A 17,219-nucleotide genomic window follows, 5' to 3' on the forward strand; every position below is an offset into this window, starting at 1 on the left:
TCACGCAGGGACAATCGCGGCATGGACAAGACCGACAGAGAAATCCTCAGAATCCTGGTGGCGGACGGCCGCCGCTCCTACCGCGACATCGGCGAGGCGGTGCACCTGAGCGCCAACGCCGTGGCCGAGCGCATCCGCCGCCTGGTGAAGGATGGCACCGTGCGCGCCATTCGCGCGGTGGTGGACCCGGCGGCGCTGGGTGTGACGGTGGAAGCGCAGATCGACGTGAAGCTGCGGCCCACCACCAGCGCGGAGGCCTTCGAGGCAGCGATCCGCGACCTGCCGCAGGTCACCAGCGCCACCTTGATGACCGGCTCCTTCGACTACGCCCTGCGCGTGGCCTGCGTCGACCGCAACGAGCTGGTCGACGTGACCGAGACCATCCGCAACAAGGCGGGCGCGCTCGAAACCTACAGCCGGGTGATCCTGCGCGAGGTGCGGCTGGGCGGCTGGTACGGCGCCTGATGCCGACAGCCCGCAAGGGCCGCCACGGGTATAAACCGCAGGCGGGCTGCCGCTGCTGCATAGTGCGCGCATGCCCCTGTCACAACACGCAGGGCTCTGTTCATCGTCCTGCCCTTTGGCCACTTGCACATGCATTCCATGGAAACACCCACCCCCACTCCCTCCGCCGACGTGCGCACCTCGTTCCTGGAGGAAAAAGCCTTCAAGTCGCGCACCGTGCTGGTGTTCGGCCCCATCAGCGACGCCACGGCGCAGGACACGGTGCGCCGGCTGATCGCCCTGGCCGCCGACTCCAGCGCGCCCATCGACCTGCTGGTGTCCTCGCCCGGCGGCCACCTGGAATCAGGCGACACCATCCACGACGTGATCCGCTTCATCAATGCGCCGGTGCGCATCATCGGCACCGGCTGGGTGGGCAGCGCTGCCACGCACGTGTACCTGTCGGTGCCGCGCGAGCGCCGCTTCTGCCTGCCGCAGACCCGCTTCCTGATCCACCAGCCCAGCGGCGGCGCCGGCGGCCAGGCCACCGACATCGCCATCCAGGCGCGCGAGATCCTCAAGGCACGCCAGCGCATCGCCGAGGTGATCGCACGCGAAACCGGGCAGCCGCTGGAGCGGGTGCTGACGGACATCGAGCGTGACCGCTGGATGTCCGCGCAGGAAGCGGTGGAGTACGGGCTGGTCAGCCGGGTGATCGAGCGCCAGGCCGAACTGGGGGACTGAGCACCCTCTCAGCCGCAGGCGGGCGCGCCCTGTTCGAACATCTTCTGCAGACGCTGCTTCATCTCGTCGTGGGTCGGCTCCTCCTTGTGCGTGGCCACGAACCACTGGTGGCCGAAGGGGTCGGTGATGCTGCCGGCACGGTCGCCCCAGAACTGGTCGCCCACCGGCATGCCCACCGTGGCACCAGCGGCCACCGCACGTGCGATCACCGCGTCGGCGTCCGGCACGTAGAAGGTCACCGTGGTCGCGGTGCCGCCCAGGCTGAGCGGCCCGCGCGCCCCGTGCTCCGGCCGCTCCTCGGTGAGCATGAAGCTGGCCGGGCCGATCTTCATCTCGCAGTGCATCACGCTGCGGTCCGGCGCATCGAGGCGGAACACCTCCTGCGCGCCGAACACGCGCTGGTAGTAGGCGATGGCGTCCGACGCCCCCTTGATCACCAGGTACGGCAAGGCGCCGCGGGCCGGCAGCACCGGGTTCACCGGGCAGTCGGCGCCAAAGTCGGCCGGCTCCATGAGCGGGCGGATCTCGATCTCGGTGTCCCCGTTCATCGGGTTGGGGCAGCGCCTGACCCAGTCGATCGCTTCTTCGCGGCTCTTGCATTCCCACAGCCAGAAGCCGCAGACCAGCTCCTTGACTTCGGCGAACGGGCCGTCGATCACGCGGCGGTCCTTGCCGCTGAAGCGCACCCGGGCGCCCTTGGCGCTGGGCTGCAGGCCCTGGCCGTCCAGCAGCACGCCGGCCTGGATCAGCTCGTCGTTGAACTTGCCCATGTCGGCCATCAGCTGCGCACTGGGCATCACGCCGGCTTCGGTGTCCTGGTTGGCCTTGAGCAGTACCATGAATCGCATGTCGGTCTCCTGAAGTGGTGAGGAAGTCGGTGCCTCCACTTGCACGACGAAGCGGGCCGCGCCGGATCGACACCACCGCCTTGCTTTTTTGTAACTTAGGGAGCTGCCCATGATCGAACTGGTGATCGATGCACGACGCAAGGATCTCGGCGGCTTCGAGGTCGGCCGCGTGCTGCCCTTCGCGAGGCGCCGCATGGTGGGGCCCTTCGTCTTCTTCGACCACATGGGGCCGGTGGACTTTGCACCCGGCATTCCGCGCAGCGTGGACGTGCGGCCGCATCCGCACATCGGCCTGTCCACCGTGACCTACCTGTTCAGCGGCGAGATCATGCACCGCGACAGCGTGGGCTCCGAGCAGCCGATCCGCGCCGGCGAGGTGAACTGGATGACTGCCGGCCGCGGCATCACCCATTCCGAACGGTTCGAACGCGCACGGGCCCAAGGCGGCCAGCTGCACGGCATCCAGGCCTGGGTGGCGCTGCCGCGCGAGCTGGAGGAGACCGACCCGGCCTTCCACCATCACGAAGGCGCCGATCTGCCCACCTACGAAAGCGGCGGCCTGTGGGCGCGGCTGGTGGCCGGTGAGGCCTTCGGTGCCAAGGCGGCGGTGCCCACCCATTCGCCGATGTTCTATGTGCACTGGCGCCTGGCCGCGGGTACGCGGGCGCAGTTGCCGGCCGACTATCCGGAGCGCGCGGCCTATGTGGCCACCGGCGAGGTGGAGGTGGACGGCCGCCGTTTCAGCGCAGGCCAGATGCTGGTCTTCAGCGCCGGCCAGGCGGTGCTGTTCACCGCCGTGCAGGACGCCACCGTCATGCTGCTGGGCGGCGAACCGCTGGGCGAACGTTTCATCGAGTGGAACTTCGTGTCCTCCTCGCGCGAGCGCATCGAGCAGGCCAAGGCCGACTGGCGCGCCGGCCGCATGAAGCTGCCCGACCTGGACGACGGCGAGTTCATTCCGCTGCCGGGGGACCCCGCACCGCCGGCCAACCCGATGTCGTGACCCCGGGCGCCGGCCGGGCGGGGAACGGCACTTGCCGCCATCCCGGCAGACCACCCCGCCAGGAGCCAGCGATCCAACCCCCGCCCTGCCCTCCCGAGAGCCCGGTGATGCGCACAACGCAACGCGCCGGGCGGCCCACGACGCACGCATGGGCCGCCGGCGTCGTCCTCACGCTGCTGCTGGCCGGCTGTGCCAGCGAGCAGCCGGCCGACACGCCGCGGCCGCGCCGCCCGGAGGAGGTGCGCGCGCAGATCGTGCAGATGCTGCCCGCCAGCGTGGCCGACCGCGCGGGCTGGGCCACCGACATCTACGCCGCCTTCTCCGCGCTGGGCATCACGCCGGACGCAGCGCGCCTGTGCGGTGTGCTGGCCGTCACGGAACAGGAGTCCACCTTCCGGGCGGACCCGACGGTGCCGCAGCTCGGCAAGATCGCCTGGGAAGAGATCGACCGGCGCGCCGAGAAGATGGGCATTCCCAAGCTGCTGGTGCACGGCGCGCTGCAGCTCGCCTCGCGCAATGGCAAGAGCTACAGCGAACGCATCGACGCGGTGAAGACCGAGAGGGAGCTGAGCGAGATCTTCGAGGACTTCATCGACATGGTGCCCATGGGCAAGCGCCTGTTCGCCAACTACAACCCGGTGCACACCGGCGGGCCGATGCAGGTGAGCGTGGACTTTGCCGAGCAGCACGCCCGGAACAAGCCGTATCCCTACCCGGTGGCCGGCTCCATCCGCCATGAGGTGTTCACGCGGCGCGGCGGCCTGTACTTCGGCATCGCCCACCTGTTCGACTACCCGGCGCAGTACGACAAGCTGGTCTACCGGTTTGCCGACTTCAATGCCGGCCAGTACGCCAGCCGCAACGCGGCGTTCCAGAACGCCGTGAGCCTGGCCTCCGGCATCCCGCTGGTGCTGGACGGCGACCTGGTGCGCCATGGCGACGACGCCGACAAACCCGGCAGCACCGAGGTGGCGGTGCGGGCGCTGGGCAAGCAGCTGGACCTCGGGGAGAGCGCCATCCGCCGCGCGCTGGAACAAGGCGACAGCGCCGACTTCGAGCGCAGCACGCTCTACAAGCGGGTGTTCGAGCTGGCCGAGCGCATCGAGCAGCGGGCGCTGCCGCGCGCGGTGATGCCGCGCATCACGCTGCACAGCCCCAAGATCACGCGCAAGCTCAGCACCGAATGGTTCGCCACCCGCGTCGACGATCGCCACCGGCGCTGCATGGCGCGCGCGGCGGGCTGATGCCGCATCAGCGCGTGGCCGCCTCCTCCACCGGCTCCACGGCCACCTCCCACAGGCGGTAGGGTGGGCGATCGGGGTGCAGCCGCTGCAGCAGCGGCTTGGCCACGTTGAACACCGGCACGCCGTTCACCGTGCGGCCTTCCGGCGCGCCACGGTGGGCATGGCCGTGGAACACCGCGCCCACCGGGTAGCGCACCAGCGGGTCTTCCAGCCGGCTGCTGCCCAGGAAGGGGAAGATCTCCACCGGCTCGCCCTCCACGGTGCCGGCGATCGGCGAGTAGTGCAGCAGGGCGATGCGCTGGCGCGTGCGCAGCTTGGCCAGCGCCGACTCCAGCTTCATCGCCTCCTGCATCGCCTCGTTGACGAAGAGCTTGATCGCCGGCTCGCCCCAGGCGCCCAGCGAGCCTCGGCCAAAACCGCCGGCAAAGCCCTTGGCGCCGGCGATGCCCACGCCGTGCAGCTCGATCGCCTCGCCGTCGAGCAGCTTCACGCCGACGCTGCCGAGCGTCTGGCGCACCACGTCCGGCGTGCCGGATTCGTAATCGTGGTTGCCGAGCACCGCGACGATGGGCTTGTGCACCACGCTCAGCTCGTCGGCCAGCACCTTGGCCTCTTCGGCCGTGCCGTAGTCGGTGAGGTCCCCGCACAGCAGCAGCACGTCCGCTGCCTCCGCCGCCTGGGCGAAAAAGCCGCGCAGGGTGCCGGCGGAATCCTTGGTGCAATGCAGATCGCCGACAGCGGCAAAGCGGACGGTTGGGGGTGAAGCCATGCGTCTTGTCCTTGTGGTGCGGAGTCACGGAAACGGTTGCTCCCACCTGCCTGCAATTTAGGCTCCACCCCCGCCATGGCATGCCCGTTGCCCCTGAGCCCAAAACCAAGGGCCACATCCATGTCAGCCGTCCCCGACACCCTGTCTTCCCTGGTGGAAGTCGACCCCGACACCTCGGCGTTCTACCGCCATGTGCTGCAGGCGCTCAGCGGGGCTGGCGTGCCGTTCCTGGTGGGCGGCGCCTTCGCGCTGGCCTGCTTCACCGAGGTGAAACGCCACACCAAGGACCTGGACCTGTTCATCCGGCGGGAGGACTACGAGCGCATCGAGCAGCTGATGGCCGAGGCCGGCTACCGGGCCGAGCTCACCTATCCGCACTGGCTGGCCAAGGTGCACCACGGCGACGCGTTCGTGGACCTGATCTTCAGCTCCGGCAACGGCATCGCGCCGGTGGACGACGGCTGGTTCGTGCATGCCTCGGATGCCGAGGTGCTCGGCGTGCAGGTGAAGGTGTCGCCGGCCGAAGAAAGCCTGTGGTCCAAGGCCTTCATCATGGAGCGCGAGCGCTACGACGGGGCCGACGTGGCCCATCTGCTGCGCGACCGCGCGCACGAGATGGACTGGCCGCGCCTGCTGCAGCGCTTCGGCCCGCACTGGCGCGTGCTGCTGAGCCACCTGGTGCTCTTCGGCTATATCTACCCCGGCGAGCGCGCCATGGTGCCGGGCTGGGTGATGGACCACCTGCTCCAGCGCCTGGGCGACGAAACGCATGCGCCGCCCCCGCCCACGCAGCTGTGCGCCGGCACGCTGCTGTCGCGCGAGCAGTACCTGCTGGACGTGGAGGAGCAGGGCTACAAGGACGGCCGTGTGCAACCGCATGGCCGCATGACGCCGCAGGACGTGGCCCAGTGGACCGAGGCCATCCCCAGCCGGCAGGACGCGGAGCCGGACAAACACTGAAACGTGTTTGCGCGACTGAAGAGCGTCAATTCCGACTGCGCAGGACAGCCCCCCGCCGGCTAGGGGCCAGCCCGGATGTGCGGTGTGGCAGGCACTCCTAGATTCGCCCGCTGGTTCCGCCGCCGCAGCCATCGTGCGTGTGGAAGGGGGAGCCAAGCACCCTCATCCCACAAGGAGTTCCTGATGCTTTCTTTTGCAAGAAGCGCGGCCGTGGCCGCCCTCGCCGTTGCAGCCGCCGCCGCCGCGCAGGCCGCGCAGCACGAGACCCTGGCCGTGCAGCTGTCGGTGGCGCAGCCGATGCTGCATGGCGACGTCGACGTGACGGTGAACCTCACGGTCACCAACACCGCCAACCATCCGGTGGCGCTGCTCAAGTGGCAGCTGCCCTCCGACGACATGCAGGCGCCGCTGTTCCGCATCACGCATGAGGACGGCACGCCAGTGCGCTACCTTGGCCGCATCGTCAAGCGCGCCGCTCCGCGCGCGGGCGACATGGTGGTGTTGCAGCCGGGTGCGTCGCTCAGCTACCAGGTGGAGCTGACCGGCGCCTACGACCTGTCGCGCAACGGCCGCTACGCCATCGAGTTCGTCAGCCGCGGCCACGCCAACGGCAGCGTGGCCCTGGCCACCGCCAGCCCGCTGTACGTGTGGCTGGACGGCCGCAGCGGCCTGGGTGCGGAGCCCATGGCCGCGCCGCCGATGAGCACGCAGGCGGCCACCATCACCTACACCGGCAACTGCACCTCGTCGCAGAAGACCACGCTGCAAAGCGCGGTGAGCGCGGCGCGCAACTACGCCAACAATGCGGTGAGCTACCTCAACGGCACGCCGGGCGCCACCCAGCGCTATGTGAAGTGGTTCGGCGCGTACAGCTCCTCCGGCTGGTCCACCGCGCGCTCCCACTTCGTGAACGAGCAGAACGCCTGGAACAACGCCGCGCTCACGCTGGACTGCTCCTGCAAGGACAGCGGCACCTACGCCTACGTGTACCCCACGCAGCCGTACAAGATCTACCTGTGCGGCGCGTTCTGGAGCGCGCCCATGACGGGCACCGATTCCAAAGGCGGCACGCTCATCCACGAGATGTCGCACTTCAACGTGATCGCCGGCACCGACGACTGGGCTTACGGCCAGAGCGCCGCCGCCTCGCTGGCCCGCTCCAGCCCGAGCAAGGCGCTGGACAACGCGGACAACCACGAGTACTTCGCGGAGAACAGCCCTTTCCTGCCGTGATGGCAACGCGCTGAAAGTTCGGGGCAAGCGCAGAATCACCTCTTCTTGCAGAAGGAGCTGTCTCATGCGCAAGCCTCTGTACGCCATGGCGTCCTGTGCCTTGGTGCTGGCCGCCACCGCGGCCAGCGCCGGCCCGGTGGACGTTTCCTTTGTGGAGTCGACCCGCTTCTCCGATGCCGGCACCACCCGGTGGGACGAAGAAGGCAACCTCAAGACGCTGGCCACGCACCTGCAGACGCTGGGCCAGCGCTACCTGGCGCCCGGCCAGACGCTGAAGGTCGAGGTGCTGGACGTGGACCTGGCGGGTATGTCCTACCCCACCTCGCGCGGCAACATCCGCGTGGCCCGCGGCCGCGCCGACCTGCCGCGCATCACCCTGCGCTACAGCCTGCAAGGCGGCGACCAGGTGCTGCGCCAGGGCGAAGAAACCGTCACCGACCTGGACTACATGAACCACATCCGGGACGCGAGCGAGAACGAGTCGCTGCGTCATGAAAAACGCATGCTGACGCAGTGGTTCCAGGCGCGCTTCGCGCCTGCGCGGCCGCGCGGCTGAGCTCAGGCGTAGAGCGCGCGCAGCCGGTCTTCCGTGCCCCGGCGCACACGCCCGGCCACCGCCACCGAGGGGGGCGAGGCGAGCATGCGCTCGAAGGCGGCGCGCACCCGGGCCGCGCCCACGGCGCGCACCCGCGCCAGCACCTCTTCGCGCGAGCGCACGCGGCCATGCACGAACAAATCCTGCGCCGCTTCCTCCAGGCGCCGGAAAGGCCGCTCCTGCGCACCCAGGCTGCGCACCGCCAGCTGGTTGCGCGCGCGTTCGAGCGCCACCTTGTCCACCTGCTCGGCATGCTGGCGCAGCAGCCGGGTCACCTCGGTGGCGAACTCGTCCAGCTTGTCCGGCGAGGTGGACGCCTCGACGATGAACTGGCCGCACAGGTCACTCACGTCGGCCGAGCAGGCGGCGTAGTACACCAGCCCGCGGCGCTCGCGGATCTCGTCCAGCAGCGGGGAGCTCATGCCCTCCCCGAACAGCGCGGCGGCCACCACGCCCGCATGGTGCGCCGGGTCGCGCAGCGGCGGCACCGGGAAGCCCAGCACCACATGCGTCTGGCTGAAGCCCGGCTGGCGGCGCGAGGCCACGCCGCCCAGGTAGGCGGGCGGCGCCACCGTGTTCTCCTCGCCACGCGGCATGTGGCCAAAAGCCGCTTCGGCCTGGCGCAGCACCGCGTCCGCATCGATGCGGCCGGCCACCGCCACCACCACGTTCGCGCCGGTGTACTGGCGCTGCACGTAGCCCAGCAGTTCATCGCGCGTGAAGCGCTCGATGTTGCGCCGCGTGCCGATCACCGGCTGCGCCAGCGGGTGGCTGCCGAAGCAGAGCTTGTCGAACAGCTTGTACGCGGTGGACATCGCATCGTCCTCGTCCTCCACGTATTCATGCAGGATCACCTGGCGCTCGCGTTCGAGCTCGGCCTCGGGGAAGGTGCTGTTGAGCACGATGTCGCCGAGCATGCCGATGAACACGCCGGCATGTTCGGCCAGGCCGCGCATGTGGTATGCGGTGTGGTCCTTGTCGGTGTGGGCATTGACCTCGGCGCCCAGGCGCTCGGCATCCAGGTTGATCCGCTGGCAGCTGCGCTGGTGCGTGCCCTTGAAGGCCATGTGCTCCACCACATGGCTGATGCCGTTCAGGCGCCGGCTCTCATGGCGGCTGCCCGTGCGCACGAAGACGCTCACGCACACGCTGTCCAGGTGCGGCAGGTCGATGGCGACCACGCGCACGCCATTGGCGAGCGTGGTCACGCTGGTGTCGGGATCGGGGGAGAAACGGGCCATCCGCTGAGCTTACCTGCAGCGCATCGGGCAAGCCGCAGGCCCGTCAGGGCGAGCACCGATGTGCGATATGTCACGCCCGCCTAGGCTACGGGCTCCAACAAATTCACCTGGAGTCCCTGCCATGTTCAGCTTCACCCGATGGGCGGCCGCCGCCGCCGTCTTTGCCGCCGGCACCTGCGTGCAGGCTGCGCCCCAGGACCGCGTGGACGTGCGCCTGTCCGCCCCCAATCCGGTGCTCAAGGGTGACGTGGACGTGGTGGTCAACGTGACGATCACCAACACATCGCCCCACCAGGTGACGTTGCTGAAGTGGCAGCTGCCCTCGGACGAGATGGAAGCGCCGCTGTTCCGCATCACACGCGACGACCGGCTGCCGGTGCGCTACCTCGGGGCCATCGTCAAGCGCATGCCGCCGCAGGCCGACGACCTGGTGAAGCTGCCACCCGGCGCTTCGCTCACCTACCAGGTCGAGCTGACCGGTTCCTACGACCTGTCACGCAGCGGCCGCTACACCATCGAGTACGTGGGCCATGCACGCCATGGCGGCGCGGCCACCATGGCATCGGCGCCGCTGTACCTCTGGCTGGAAGGCCGCAGCGGCCGCAGCGCTGATTCGCAGCAGCAGGCGGCCGCGGTGCCGACCGCAGGCGGCATCACCTACACCGGCGGCTGCTCCGCGTCGCAGCAGACCACGCTGCAGCAGGCGGTGAATGCAGCCACCACCTACGCCACCAGCGCCAACAGCTACCTCAGCGGCTCGCCGTCGGCCACGCAGCGCTACGTCAAGTGGTTCGGCGCCTTCTCGTCCAGCGGCTGGAACACCGCCAAGTCTCACTTCGCTGCCGAACAAAGCGCCTTCAGCACCCAGCCGCTCACGCTGGACTGCAAGTGCAAGAAGCGCACGGTGTACGCCTACGTGTACCCCAACCAGCCGTACAAGATCTATGTCTGCGGCGCGTTCTGGAATGCACCCATGACCGGCACCGATTCCAAGGGCGGCACCCTGGTGCACGAGATGTCGCACTTCAACGTGGTGGCCGGCACCGACGACTGGGCCTACGGACAGGCCGATGCCGCCGCGCTGGCCGCATCGGACCCGGCCAAGGCGCTGGACAACGCCGACAACCACGAGTACTTCGCCGAGAACACCCCGGCGTTGCCGTGAGGCGATGCGGCCTCTGCTTGCCCTGGCGCTGGCCGCGGGCTGCGCCATGACCGCCACGGCGCACGAACTGCGCTGCAGCCTGCAGGCGCCGGCGCGTGCCACCGCTGGCGCGCCGGTGATGCTGCGCTTCACGCTCAGCAACACCGGCCGCACGCCGGTGCAGGTGCTGCAATGGAACACGCCGTTCGAGGACGGCTGGTTCTCGCCGTATGTGGAGCTCACGCGCGACGGCGTGCCGGTGCCCTACAACGGGCCCATGGTCAAACGCGCCGAGCCTTCCGCGGACCAGTACTTCCGGTTGGCGGCCGGCGCCTCGCGCAGCGTGGAGGTGGACCTGGCGCTGCCATTCGACCTGAGCGTGCCGGGGCGCTACCACGTGGCGCCGCGCCTGCACCTGATCGACGTGGCGGGCGCGGGCACGGTGCCGCGCCCGCGCAGCCGCCACAGCGGCGCGCCGCTGGACTGCAACCCGGTGGACATCGAGGTCGGCCCGCCGCGCGGGCGCGGCTGACGCCGGCCCGCCACGCAGCGCGCACGAAAGTGCCGCCGGGCCGTGCGTACTTCATGACTTGGACGGCCACGCGTCGGCAGCGGGCCACACCCCCTGCTGCACACTTGCGGCCCATGAACCGACGACTGAGCGGCCCGCCGGCCATGCTGCTGGCCATGCTGCTGTTTTCCACCATGGGGGCGTGCGTGAAGCTGGCGTCCGCCTGGTACAGCGCCGGGGAGATCGTGTTCTACCGCAGCATCATCGCTTCGCTGGTGGTGGTGGTGGTGATGCGCCGGCGCGGCACCGCGGTGGGCACGCAGGTGCCCGGCCTGCACTTCACCCGCAGCGGTGCCGGTGCGGTGGCGCTGGGCCTGTTCTTCTACGGCATCACCGGGCTGCCGCTGGCCACGGCGATCACACTGAACTACACCTCCTCGGTGTGGATGGCGTTCTTCCTGGTCGCGATGGCGCTGGCGAGCCGCTCGGCCCGGCCGGACGTGCGGCTGGTGGCGGCCGTGCTGCTCGGTTTCGTGGGTGCGGCGCTGGTGCTGCAACCCAGCCTCGGGCCGGCGCAATGGCGCCATGGGCTGGCGGGCCTGCTGTCAGGCGTGGTGGCGGCGGTGTCGTACCTGCAGGTGGCGCGCCTGAGCCGGCTGGGCGAGCCGGACGAGCGCATCGTCTTCTACTTCTCGCTCAGCGGCATCGTGGTGGGCGCCGCCATGGCCTTCGGCAGCGGCTGGCATGGCCACACGCTGCCCGGCGTGGCGCTGCTGCTGGCCGTGGGCGTGCTGGCCGCCTTTGCGCAGACGCTGCTCACGCGCGCCTATGCGAGCGGCAACCCGCTGGTCAGCGGCAGCCTGCAGTACACCGGCATCGTGTTCTCCTCGCTCTACGGGCTGCTGCTGTTCCACGACAGCCCCAGTTGGCCGTGGGCGCTGGGCGTGGTGCTGATCGTGGTGTCAGGCTGCGGCGCCACCTGGCTGCGCAGCCGGCCCGCCGCCGCCTGAAGCCGCATCGCAGGCCGCACGGCCTGCGCCCGGGCCCACTGGCGCAGGCGCAGTTGCCTGGCTTTTTGGCGGCTTTTCCAGCGCACGCACCGGCTGGCGCTTGATTACCATCCACCCCAATTGCGTGGCCATCCGTCAGAGCCCGCAGATCCGGGAGAGGTACCAGATGGACACAGTTCGCAGATCGCGCGGCGCTGCCCGATGGGCGGCGCTGGCCGCAGCTGTGTTCATGGCGGCCGCCCCGGGCGTGCAGGCGCAAAGCGCCGCGCCAGCCGCACCGGTGCGCATACGCATCGTCGGCGGCCTGGCCAACGTGAACCAGTACACGCGGCACGAAGAGCCGTTCTGGACCACCGAAATCCCGCGCCTGTCCGGCGGCAAGCTCAGCGCGGAGATCGTGCCCTTCGACCGGGCCGGGCTCAGAGCGCAGGAAGTGCTGCGCCTGGTGCAGCTCGGAGCGGTGCCGTTCGCCACCCTGCTCCTCAGCGTCAGCGCGGGCGAAGATCCCGAGCTGGGCATGCCCGACCTGGCCGGGCTGAACACCGACATGCCGGCGGCTCGGCGGTCCATGGCGGCCGCACGCCCCTATCTCGAGAAGGTGCTTCGCGAACGCTACGGCGTGGAGCTGCTCGCCACCTACGTCTACCCGGCCCAGGTGATGTTCTGCACCAAGCCCTTCACCGGCCTGTCGGACCTGAAAGGGCGGCGCATCCGCACCTCGTCGCCGGCGCAGTCCGACCTGGTCGAGGCGCTGGGCGCCACACCCGTGCAGACGGGTTTTGCCGAGATACTGCCCAACGTGAAGAGCGGCAACGTGGACTGCGCGATCACCGGCGCCATGTCCGGCAACACGATCGGCCTGCACGAGGCGACCACGCATCTGCACACCATGGCGATCAACTGGGGGCCTTCGGCCTTCGTGGCCAACGCGGCCGCCTGGAAGGCGCTGCCGCCGGACATGCAGGCGCTCATCAAGCGCGAGCTGCCGGGGCTGGAGCGGTCGATCTGGAACGAGTCCGAACGCGAAACGCTCGAAGGCATCGCCTGCAACAGCGGCGGCGAGCCCTGCACGGCCGGCCGCAAGGGCCGCATGACGGTGGTGCGGGCCTCGGCGGCGGACGAGCGTCGGCGACGCGAGATCTTTGCTTCCACGGTGCTGCCGCGTTGGGTGCAGCGCTGCGGCAACACTTGCGCCGCGGTATGGAACCAGACCATCGGCCCGGTCGCCGGGTTCGAGGCCCACACGCGCTGATGCACCAGCCGCTGCTGCCCATGCTGCCCCGTCACACCGGCTGCGCGTGCCGCGGCCTTGCGCCATGCCGCTGAAGCACCGCACCGCTGTCGTCATCTGGAGCGTGGTCGCCACGCTGGTGGCGGCCATCGCGCTGGCCAGCGCCGTCTTGGTGTGGCGCGGCGAACGCGAGGCGAATGCCGAGGCCGAGGACCGCGCCGCCCGCTTCATCAGCGGGGCAGAGGCCGCGCTCAACCGCAGCCTGCTGGGCGTGGACGTGGTGCTGGCCGGCATGGGCGAGTTGCTGGAATCCGCGGTGCGGCCGGATCGCACGCTGGACGCGGCGACGGCCACCCGGCTGTTGCGCGGGGTGGAGCACCGCAACCTGATGATGCGCAACCTGCTGGTGCTGGGGCCGGACGGCCGCGTCGTCGCCGCTGCGCAGCCCGAGAGCGGCCGCATGGGCCTGCCGCTGATGCCCGAGTTCGTGCAGGGGGTGCTGCAGCAGCCGGCACCGCAGATGGCGATCAGCCGGCCGCTGCTCAACTTCACCACGTCCGAACGTTCGTTGTACTTTGCCCGGCCGCTGCAGCTGCCCGACGGAACCCGCGGCGTGGCGGTGGCCGAGATGCCGGTGTCCCTGATGGCCACGCTGCTGGCGCCCGCCGCCGAAGTGCCCGGGCTGCAGGTGACCCTGGAGCGCGACGACGGCCGGCTGCTGGCCGCTGTGCCCGCCAACGAGCTGCGCATGGGCGAGCGCCTGGAGCCGCCGCTAGCCGGCGCCGCGCTCAACGGCAAGCCGATGCGCACCGCCGGCCGCCTCGACGGTGAGCCGGCGATCGTGCTGGCCCGGCCGACGCTGTATTCCTCGGTCATGGTGGCCGCCAGCATCCCCCTGGCCGCAGCCCTGCGCGAATACGCACACGAACGCCTGGTGATCCTGAGCGTGGCTGCGGCGTTCGCGCTGTTCATCGTTGGCGTGGGCGGGCTGACCCACTGGCACTTTGCCGGGCTGGAACGAGCGCGGCGCGAGATCGCGCAGTCCAAGACCGTGCTCGACCAGGCGCTGGGGGCCATGACCGACGGCTTCCTGCTGTGCGACGCGCAGGACCGGGTGCTGGCCTGGAACGGCCGCTACGTCGAGCTGTTCCCCTGGCTGAAGGATGTGATCGCGCCCGGCGTGCCCTTCCTGCAACTGGCCGAAGCGGGCGCGCAGGCCCTGGTGCCGCACGGCGACGAAGCGGCCCGCAAGGCGTGGGTGGACATGCGCCTGGCGATCCGCCGCAAGGGCCACGGCATGTACGAGCTCGACTGGGGCAACGGCATCGTGATCGACGCGGTGGAGCGGCCCACGCCGGATGGCGGCACGGTGACGGTGATCCGCGACATCACCGCCGGCGAGCGCGAGCTCGCGCGTGCCAAGGCCGCTGCCGAAGCGGCCAACGAGTCGAAGTCGCGTTTCCTGGCGGCCATGAGCCACGAGATGCGCACGCCGCTGAACGCCGTGCTGGGCATGAACCGGCTGATGCTCAAGACGCCGCTCACCGACGAGCAGCGGCGTTATGCGCAGATGATCCGCAGCTCCGGCCAGGCGCTGCTGGAGCTGATCAACGACATCCTCGACCTGTCCAAGGTGGAGGCGGGCCGCATGGGGCTGGAGATCGTCGACTTCAGCCCCGCCGCGGTGGTGGAGAACGTGGTGTCCCTGCTGACCCCGCGTGCCCAGAGCAAGAGCCTCACGCTGGACCTGCACCTGCCGCGCGGCCTGCCCCCCGCGCTGCGCGGCGACCCCACCCGGCTGCGCCAGGTGCTGCTCAACCTGGTGGGCAACGCGCTCAAGTTCACCGAGCAGGGCGGCGTGGAAGTGAAGGTTTCCCACCGGCCCGCGGCAGAGGGCAAGGTGGAACTCTCCATCGCGGTGCGCGACTCCGGGATCGGCATCGCGCCGGAAGCGCTGTCCAAGCTCTTCGAGCGCTTCGTGCAAGCCGACGATTCCACCGCCCGCCGCTATGGCGGCACCGGGCTGGGGCTGGCGATCAGCGCCGAGATCGTGAACCTGATGGGCGGGCGCATCCAGGTGCACAGCCAGGCCGGCGCGGGCAGCACCTTCGAGGTGGTGCTCGCGCTGCCGCCGGGCGACGCCAGCCAGCTGGCGCCGGTGGACGCCGTGCAAGAGACAATGCCGGCGCCGCTGGCCGGCGGGCTGCACATCCTGGTGGCGGAGGACAACGACGTGAACCAGATCCTCATCCAGGCGCTGCTGAAGGACATGGGCCACCACTGCGACATCGTGGACAACGGCCGGGACGCGGTGCGCAAGGTGCAGCACGGCCACTACGACCTGGTGCTGATGGACATCCAGATGCCGGAGATGGACGGCGATGCGGCCACGCGCGCCATCCGCTCGCTGCCGGGTGCGGCGGCCCATGTGCCGGTGATCGCGCTCACCGCCAACGCGATGCTGGAAGACCGCGAAACCTACCTGCGTTCGGGCATGGACGACTACGTGCTCAAGCCGGTGAACCCCGGCCAACTGAGCGCCGCCATCGCCCGCGTGGTGGGCTGAGCGTCCGCCACCCGCGGCCCGCCGCCCGGCAGGCACGGGCGCATTCAAGTTCCGCGACGGACCTGCCGATAACCCGCCTTGGTGTCAGTCACAAAGCGGACCATGTCCTTCTTCAAAGACCTTTCCTTCAAACGCAAGATCGCCCTGCTGGTGGCCGTGGCGGTGGCCGGCGTGGCCTTGCTCACGCTGCTCAACGGCCTGGAGATCAGGCGCCTGGTGCTCGAGAGCCGGCGCAACGAGCTGGTGTCCAGCGTGCAGTCGGTGCACGCCATCGTGGCGGCCTACCAGGCCAAGGCGGCGGCCGGCCAGATGAGCGACGCGGATGCCCAGAAAGCCGCCAAGGATGCCCTGCGCGGGGCCCGCTTCGGCGGCACCGACGGCAAGGCGAACTACTTCTACATCTGGTCCATGCAGGGCGACGGCGTGATGCACCCGATCAAGCCCGAGTGGGACGGCAAGCCCATGCTCGGCCAGGTGAAGGACACCGGCGGCGTGGACGTGGTGGCCGCGCTCATCAAGGGTGTCAGCGAGCACCCGGCCGGGTCCTTCGTCGACACGAACTTCCCTCGCCCCGGCAAGACCGAGCCGGTGCCCAAGCTGCAGTACGTTGCCAAGGTGGACGGCTGGAACTGGCTGGTGGGCGCCGGTCTGTACATGGACGACGTGAAGGCCGAGGTGCAGAGCCAGCTGCTGGCACGCGCCGGCATCGCGCTCACGCTGCTGCTGGTGATCGGCGGCATCGGCTTCCTGATCGCCCGCGGCGTGCTGGCCCAGATCGGCGGCGAGCCGGCCGACGCCATCCGCGTGATGGACGAAGTGGCCCGAGGCAACCTCGCGGTGGACCTGCACCAGCCGCACGCCGGCAGCCTGCTGGCCGCGCTGCAGCGCATGGTGCAGTCGCTGCAGGGCACGGTGACCCAGGTGCGCCAAGCCACCGAGAGCATGAACACTGCCTCGAGCGAAATCGCCATGGGCAACCAGGACCTGTCCGCCCGCACCGAGCAGGCGGCCTCCAGCCTGCAGGAGACGGCCAGTGCGATGGAAGAGCTGACCGCCACCGTGCGCCAGTCGGCCGATTCCGCCACCCAGGCCAACCAGCTGGCCTCCGGCGCCAGCCAGGTGGCCCAGCGCGGCGAGCAGGTGATGGCCGAGGTGGTGCAGACCATGGAGCAGATCAATGCCAGCTCCAAGAAGATCGCCGACATCATCGGCGTGATCGACGGCATCGCCTTCCAGACCAACATCCTGGCGCTGAATGCGGCGGTAGAAGCCGCGCGCGCCGGCGAACAGGGCCGCGGCTTTGCGGTGGTGGCCGGTGAAGTGCGCACGCTGGCGCAGCGCTCGGCCGCGGCCGCCAAGGAGATCAAGACCCTGATCGGCGCCTCGGTGGAGCGGGTGGAAACCGGCACCGGCCTGGTGAAGGACGCCGGCGGCACCATGCAGGAGATCCTGCAATCGGTGCGGCGCGTGAGCGACATCATCGGCGAGATCAGCTGCGCCGCGAACGAGCAGTCCAGCGGCATCGGCCAGGTGAACATCGCGGTCGTGGAACTGGACCGCATGACGCAGCAGAACGCGGCGCTGGTGGAGCAATCCGCCGCCGCGGCCAGCAGCCTGAAGGAACAGTCCGCGCAGCTGGCGCAGGTGGTTCAGGTCTTCAGGACCTGAATGTCGGC

16 protein-coding genes and 1 pseudogene are annotated in these 17,219 nt (G+C 69.8%); 13 read left to right on the forward strand and 4 right to left on the reverse strand.

The annotated features are described in order from the left end of the window. Positions 1–21 precede the first annotated feature (21 nt). Together VPH43_RS04300 and VPH43_RS04305 are read left to right on the forward strand one after the other, a co-directional pair. A complete protein-coding gene (locus VPH43_RS04300) occupies positions 22–465 on the forward strand; it encodes an Lrp/AsnC family transcriptional regulator (RefSeq protein ID WP_328576423.1) in 444 nt (147 codons plus the stop codon). 138 nt (positions 466–603) lie between these two features. Continuing rightward, on the forward strand, positions 604–1,188 hold the full coding sequence (locus VPH43_RS04305) for an ATP-dependent Clp protease proteolytic subunit (RefSeq protein WP_442909200.1): 585 nt from the start codon (positions 604–606) through the stop codon (positions 1,186–1,188). Between the two features lie 8 nt (positions 1,189–1,196). Here the strand turns inward: VPH43_RS04305 and VPH43_RS04310 are convergent, their stop codons facing one another. Further along, positions 1,197–1,700, reverse strand: a complete 504-nt coding sequence (locus VPH43_RS04310) for a VOC family protein (RefSeq protein WP_328576834.1) — start codon at positions 1,698–1,700, stop codon at positions 1,197–1,199. Next, a pseudogene (locus VPH43_RS04315) lies at positions 1,680–2,036 on the reverse strand (YciI family protein); the annotation flags it as partial. The pseudogene VPH43_RS04315 and the gene VPH43_RS04310, both read right to left, overlap by 21 nt. A gap of 109 nt (positions 2,037–2,145) precedes the next feature. On the opposite strand from VPH43_RS04315, the gene VPH43_RS04320 reads away from it, so the two are divergent. Beyond that, positions 2,146–3,039 carry a pirin family protein gene (locus VPH43_RS04320; protein ID WP_328576425.1) on the forward strand — a complete coding sequence of 298 codons (894 nt, stop codon included), beginning with the start codon at positions 2,146–2,148 and terminating at the stop codon, positions 3,037–3,039. A gap of 107 nt (positions 3,040–3,146) precedes the next feature. Beyond that, on the forward strand, positions 3,147–4,283 hold the full coding sequence (locus VPH43_RS04325) for a DUF1615 domain-containing protein (protein ID WP_328576426.1): 1,137 nt from the start codon (positions 3,147–3,149) through the stop codon (positions 4,281–4,283). A 7-nt stretch (positions 4,284–4,290) separates the two neighbouring features. Here the strand turns inward: VPH43_RS04325 and VPH43_RS04330 are convergent, their stop codons facing one another. Further along, positions 4,291–5,052, reverse strand: coding sequence for a metallophosphoesterase family protein (locus tag VPH43_RS04330; protein WP_328576427.1), 762 nt, complete (start codon positions 5,050–5,052; stop codon positions 4,291–4,293). Positions 5,053–5,172: 120 nt separating this feature from the next. Here VPH43_RS04330 and VPH43_RS04335 point away from each other — a divergent pair, with 120 nt between their 5' ends. The 3 genes from VPH43_RS04335 (at position 5,173) to VPH43_RS04345 (ending at position 7,801) form a co-directional block, all read left to right on the forward strand. Next, positions 5,173–6,012: a nucleotidyltransferase gene (locus VPH43_RS04335; RefSeq protein WP_328576428.1), complete on the forward strand. Its 840-nt coding sequence runs from the start codon at positions 5,173–5,175 to the stop codon at positions 6,010–6,012. A 183-nt stretch (positions 6,013–6,195) separates the two neighbouring features. Continuing rightward, a complete protein-coding gene (locus tag VPH43_RS04340; protein WP_328576429.1) occupies positions 6,196–7,245 on the forward strand; it encodes a M35 family metallo-endopeptidase in 1,050 nt (349 codons plus the stop codon). A 64-nt stretch (positions 7,246–7,309) separates the two neighbouring features. Further along, entirely contained in the window at positions 7,310–7,801 is a 492-nt protein-coding gene (locus tag VPH43_RS04345; RefSeq protein WP_328576430.1) for a DUF3016 domain-containing protein, read from the forward strand. 2 nt (positions 7,802–7,803) lie between these two features. On the opposite strand, the gene VPH43_RS04350 is transcribed toward VPH43_RS04345, so the two are convergent. Continuing rightward, positions 7,804–9,081: a M16 family metallopeptidase gene (locus tag VPH43_RS04350; RefSeq protein ID WP_328576431.1), complete on the reverse strand. Its 1,278-nt coding sequence runs from the start codon at positions 9,079–9,081 to the stop codon at positions 7,804–7,806. A gap of 121 nt (positions 9,082–9,202) precedes the next feature. Between VPH43_RS04350 and VPH43_RS04355 the strand changes: the two genes are divergently transcribed. The 6 genes from VPH43_RS04355 (at position 9,203) to VPH43_RS04380 (ending at position 17,211) form a co-directional block, all read left to right on the forward strand. Further along, on the forward strand, positions 9,203–10,246 hold the full coding sequence (locus VPH43_RS04355) for a M35 family metallo-endopeptidase (RefSeq protein ID WP_328576432.1): 1,044 nt from the start codon (positions 9,203–9,205) through the stop codon (positions 10,244–10,246). Between the two features lie 4 nt (positions 10,247–10,250). Next, entirely contained in the window at positions 10,251–10,757 is a 507-nt protein-coding gene (locus tag VPH43_RS04360; protein ID WP_328576433.1) for a hypothetical protein, read from the forward strand. A 113-nt stretch (positions 10,758–10,870) separates the two neighbouring features. Next, a complete protein-coding gene (locus tag VPH43_RS04365; protein ID WP_328576434.1) occupies positions 10,871–11,746 on the forward strand; it encodes a DMT family transporter in 876 nt (291 codons plus the stop codon). A gap of 229 nt (positions 11,747–11,975) precedes the next feature. Then, a complete protein-coding gene (locus VPH43_RS04370) occupies positions 11,976–12,998 on the forward strand; it encodes a TRAP transporter substrate-binding protein (RefSeq protein WP_328576435.1) in 1,023 nt (340 codons plus the stop codon). Between the two features lie 64 nt (positions 12,999–13,062). Next, positions 13,063–15,543 carry an ATP-binding protein gene (locus VPH43_RS04375; protein ID WP_328576436.1) on the forward strand — a complete coding sequence of 827 codons (2,481 nt, stop codon included), beginning with the start codon at positions 13,063–13,065 and terminating at the stop codon, positions 15,541–15,543. A gap of 102 nt (positions 15,544–15,645) precedes the next feature. After that, positions 15,646–17,211: a methyl-accepting chemotaxis protein gene (locus tag VPH43_RS04380; protein ID WP_328576437.1), complete on the forward strand. Its 1,566-nt coding sequence runs from the start codon at positions 15,646–15,648 to the stop codon at positions 17,209–17,211. Positions 17,212–17,219: the final 8 nt, after the last annotated feature.

The sequence above is a fragment of the Ideonella sp. BN130291 genome (assembly GCF_036231905.1).
GTDB lineage: Bacteria > Pseudomonadota > Gammaproteobacteria > Burkholderiales > Burkholderiaceae_C > CAMLIZ01.

Coding starts and splice junctions, on each gene's coding strand:
- VPH43_RS04300 (WP_328576423.1), top strand. CDS start 22: ATGGACAAGACCGACAGAGAAATCCTCAGAATCCTGGTGGCGGACGGC.
- VPH43_RS04305 (WP_442909200.1), top strand. CDS start 604: ATGGAAACACCCACCCCCACTCCCTCCGCCGACGTGCGCACCTCGTTC.
- VPH43_RS04310 (WP_328576834.1), bottom strand. CDS start 1,700: ATGGAGCCGGCCGACTTTGGCGCCGACTGCCCGGTGAACCCGGTGCTG.
- VPH43_RS04320 (WP_328576425.1), top strand. CDS start 2,146: ATGATCGAACTGGTGATCGATGCACGACGCAAGGATCTCGGCGGCTTC.
- VPH43_RS04325 (WP_328576426.1), top strand. CDS start 3,147: ATGCGCACAACGCAACGCGCCGGGCGGCCCACGACGCACGCATGGGCC.
- VPH43_RS04330 (WP_328576427.1), bottom strand. CDS start 5,052: ATGGCTTCACCCCCAACCGTCCGCTTTGCCGCTGTCGGCGATCTGCAT.
- VPH43_RS04335 (WP_328576428.1), top strand. CDS start 5,173: ATGTCAGCCGTCCCCGACACCCTGTCTTCCCTGGTGGAAGTCGACCCC.
- VPH43_RS04340 (WP_328576429.1), top strand. CDS start 6,196: ATGCTTTCTTTTGCAAGAAGCGCGGCCGTGGCCGCCCTCGCCGTTGCA.
- VPH43_RS04345 (WP_328576430.1), top strand. CDS start 7,310: ATGCGCAAGCCTCTGTACGCCATGGCGTCCTGTGCCTTGGTGCTGGCC.
- VPH43_RS04350 (WP_328576431.1), bottom strand. CDS start 9,081: ATGGCCCGTTTCTCCCCCGATCCCGACACCAGCGTGACCACGCTCGCC.
- VPH43_RS04355 (WP_328576432.1), top strand. CDS start 9,203: ATGTTCAGCTTCACCCGATGGGCGGCCGCCGCCGCCGTCTTTGCCGCC.
- VPH43_RS04360 (WP_328576433.1), top strand. CDS start 10,251: ATGCGGCCTCTGCTTGCCCTGGCGCTGGCCGCGGGCTGCGCCATGACC.
- VPH43_RS04365 (WP_328576434.1), top strand. CDS start 10,871: ATGAACCGACGACTGAGCGGCCCGCCGGCCATGCTGCTGGCCATGCTG.
- VPH43_RS04370 (WP_328576435.1), top strand. CDS start 11,976: ATGGCGGCCGCCCCGGGCGTGCAGGCGCAAAGCGCCGCGCCAGCCGCA.
- VPH43_RS04375 (WP_328576436.1), top strand. CDS start 13,063: ATGCCGCTGAAGCACCGCACCGCTGTCGTCATCTGGAGCGTGGTCGCC.
- VPH43_RS04380 (WP_328576437.1), top strand. CDS start 15,646: ATGTCCTTCTTCAAAGACCTTTCCTTCAAACGCAAGATCGCCCTGCTG.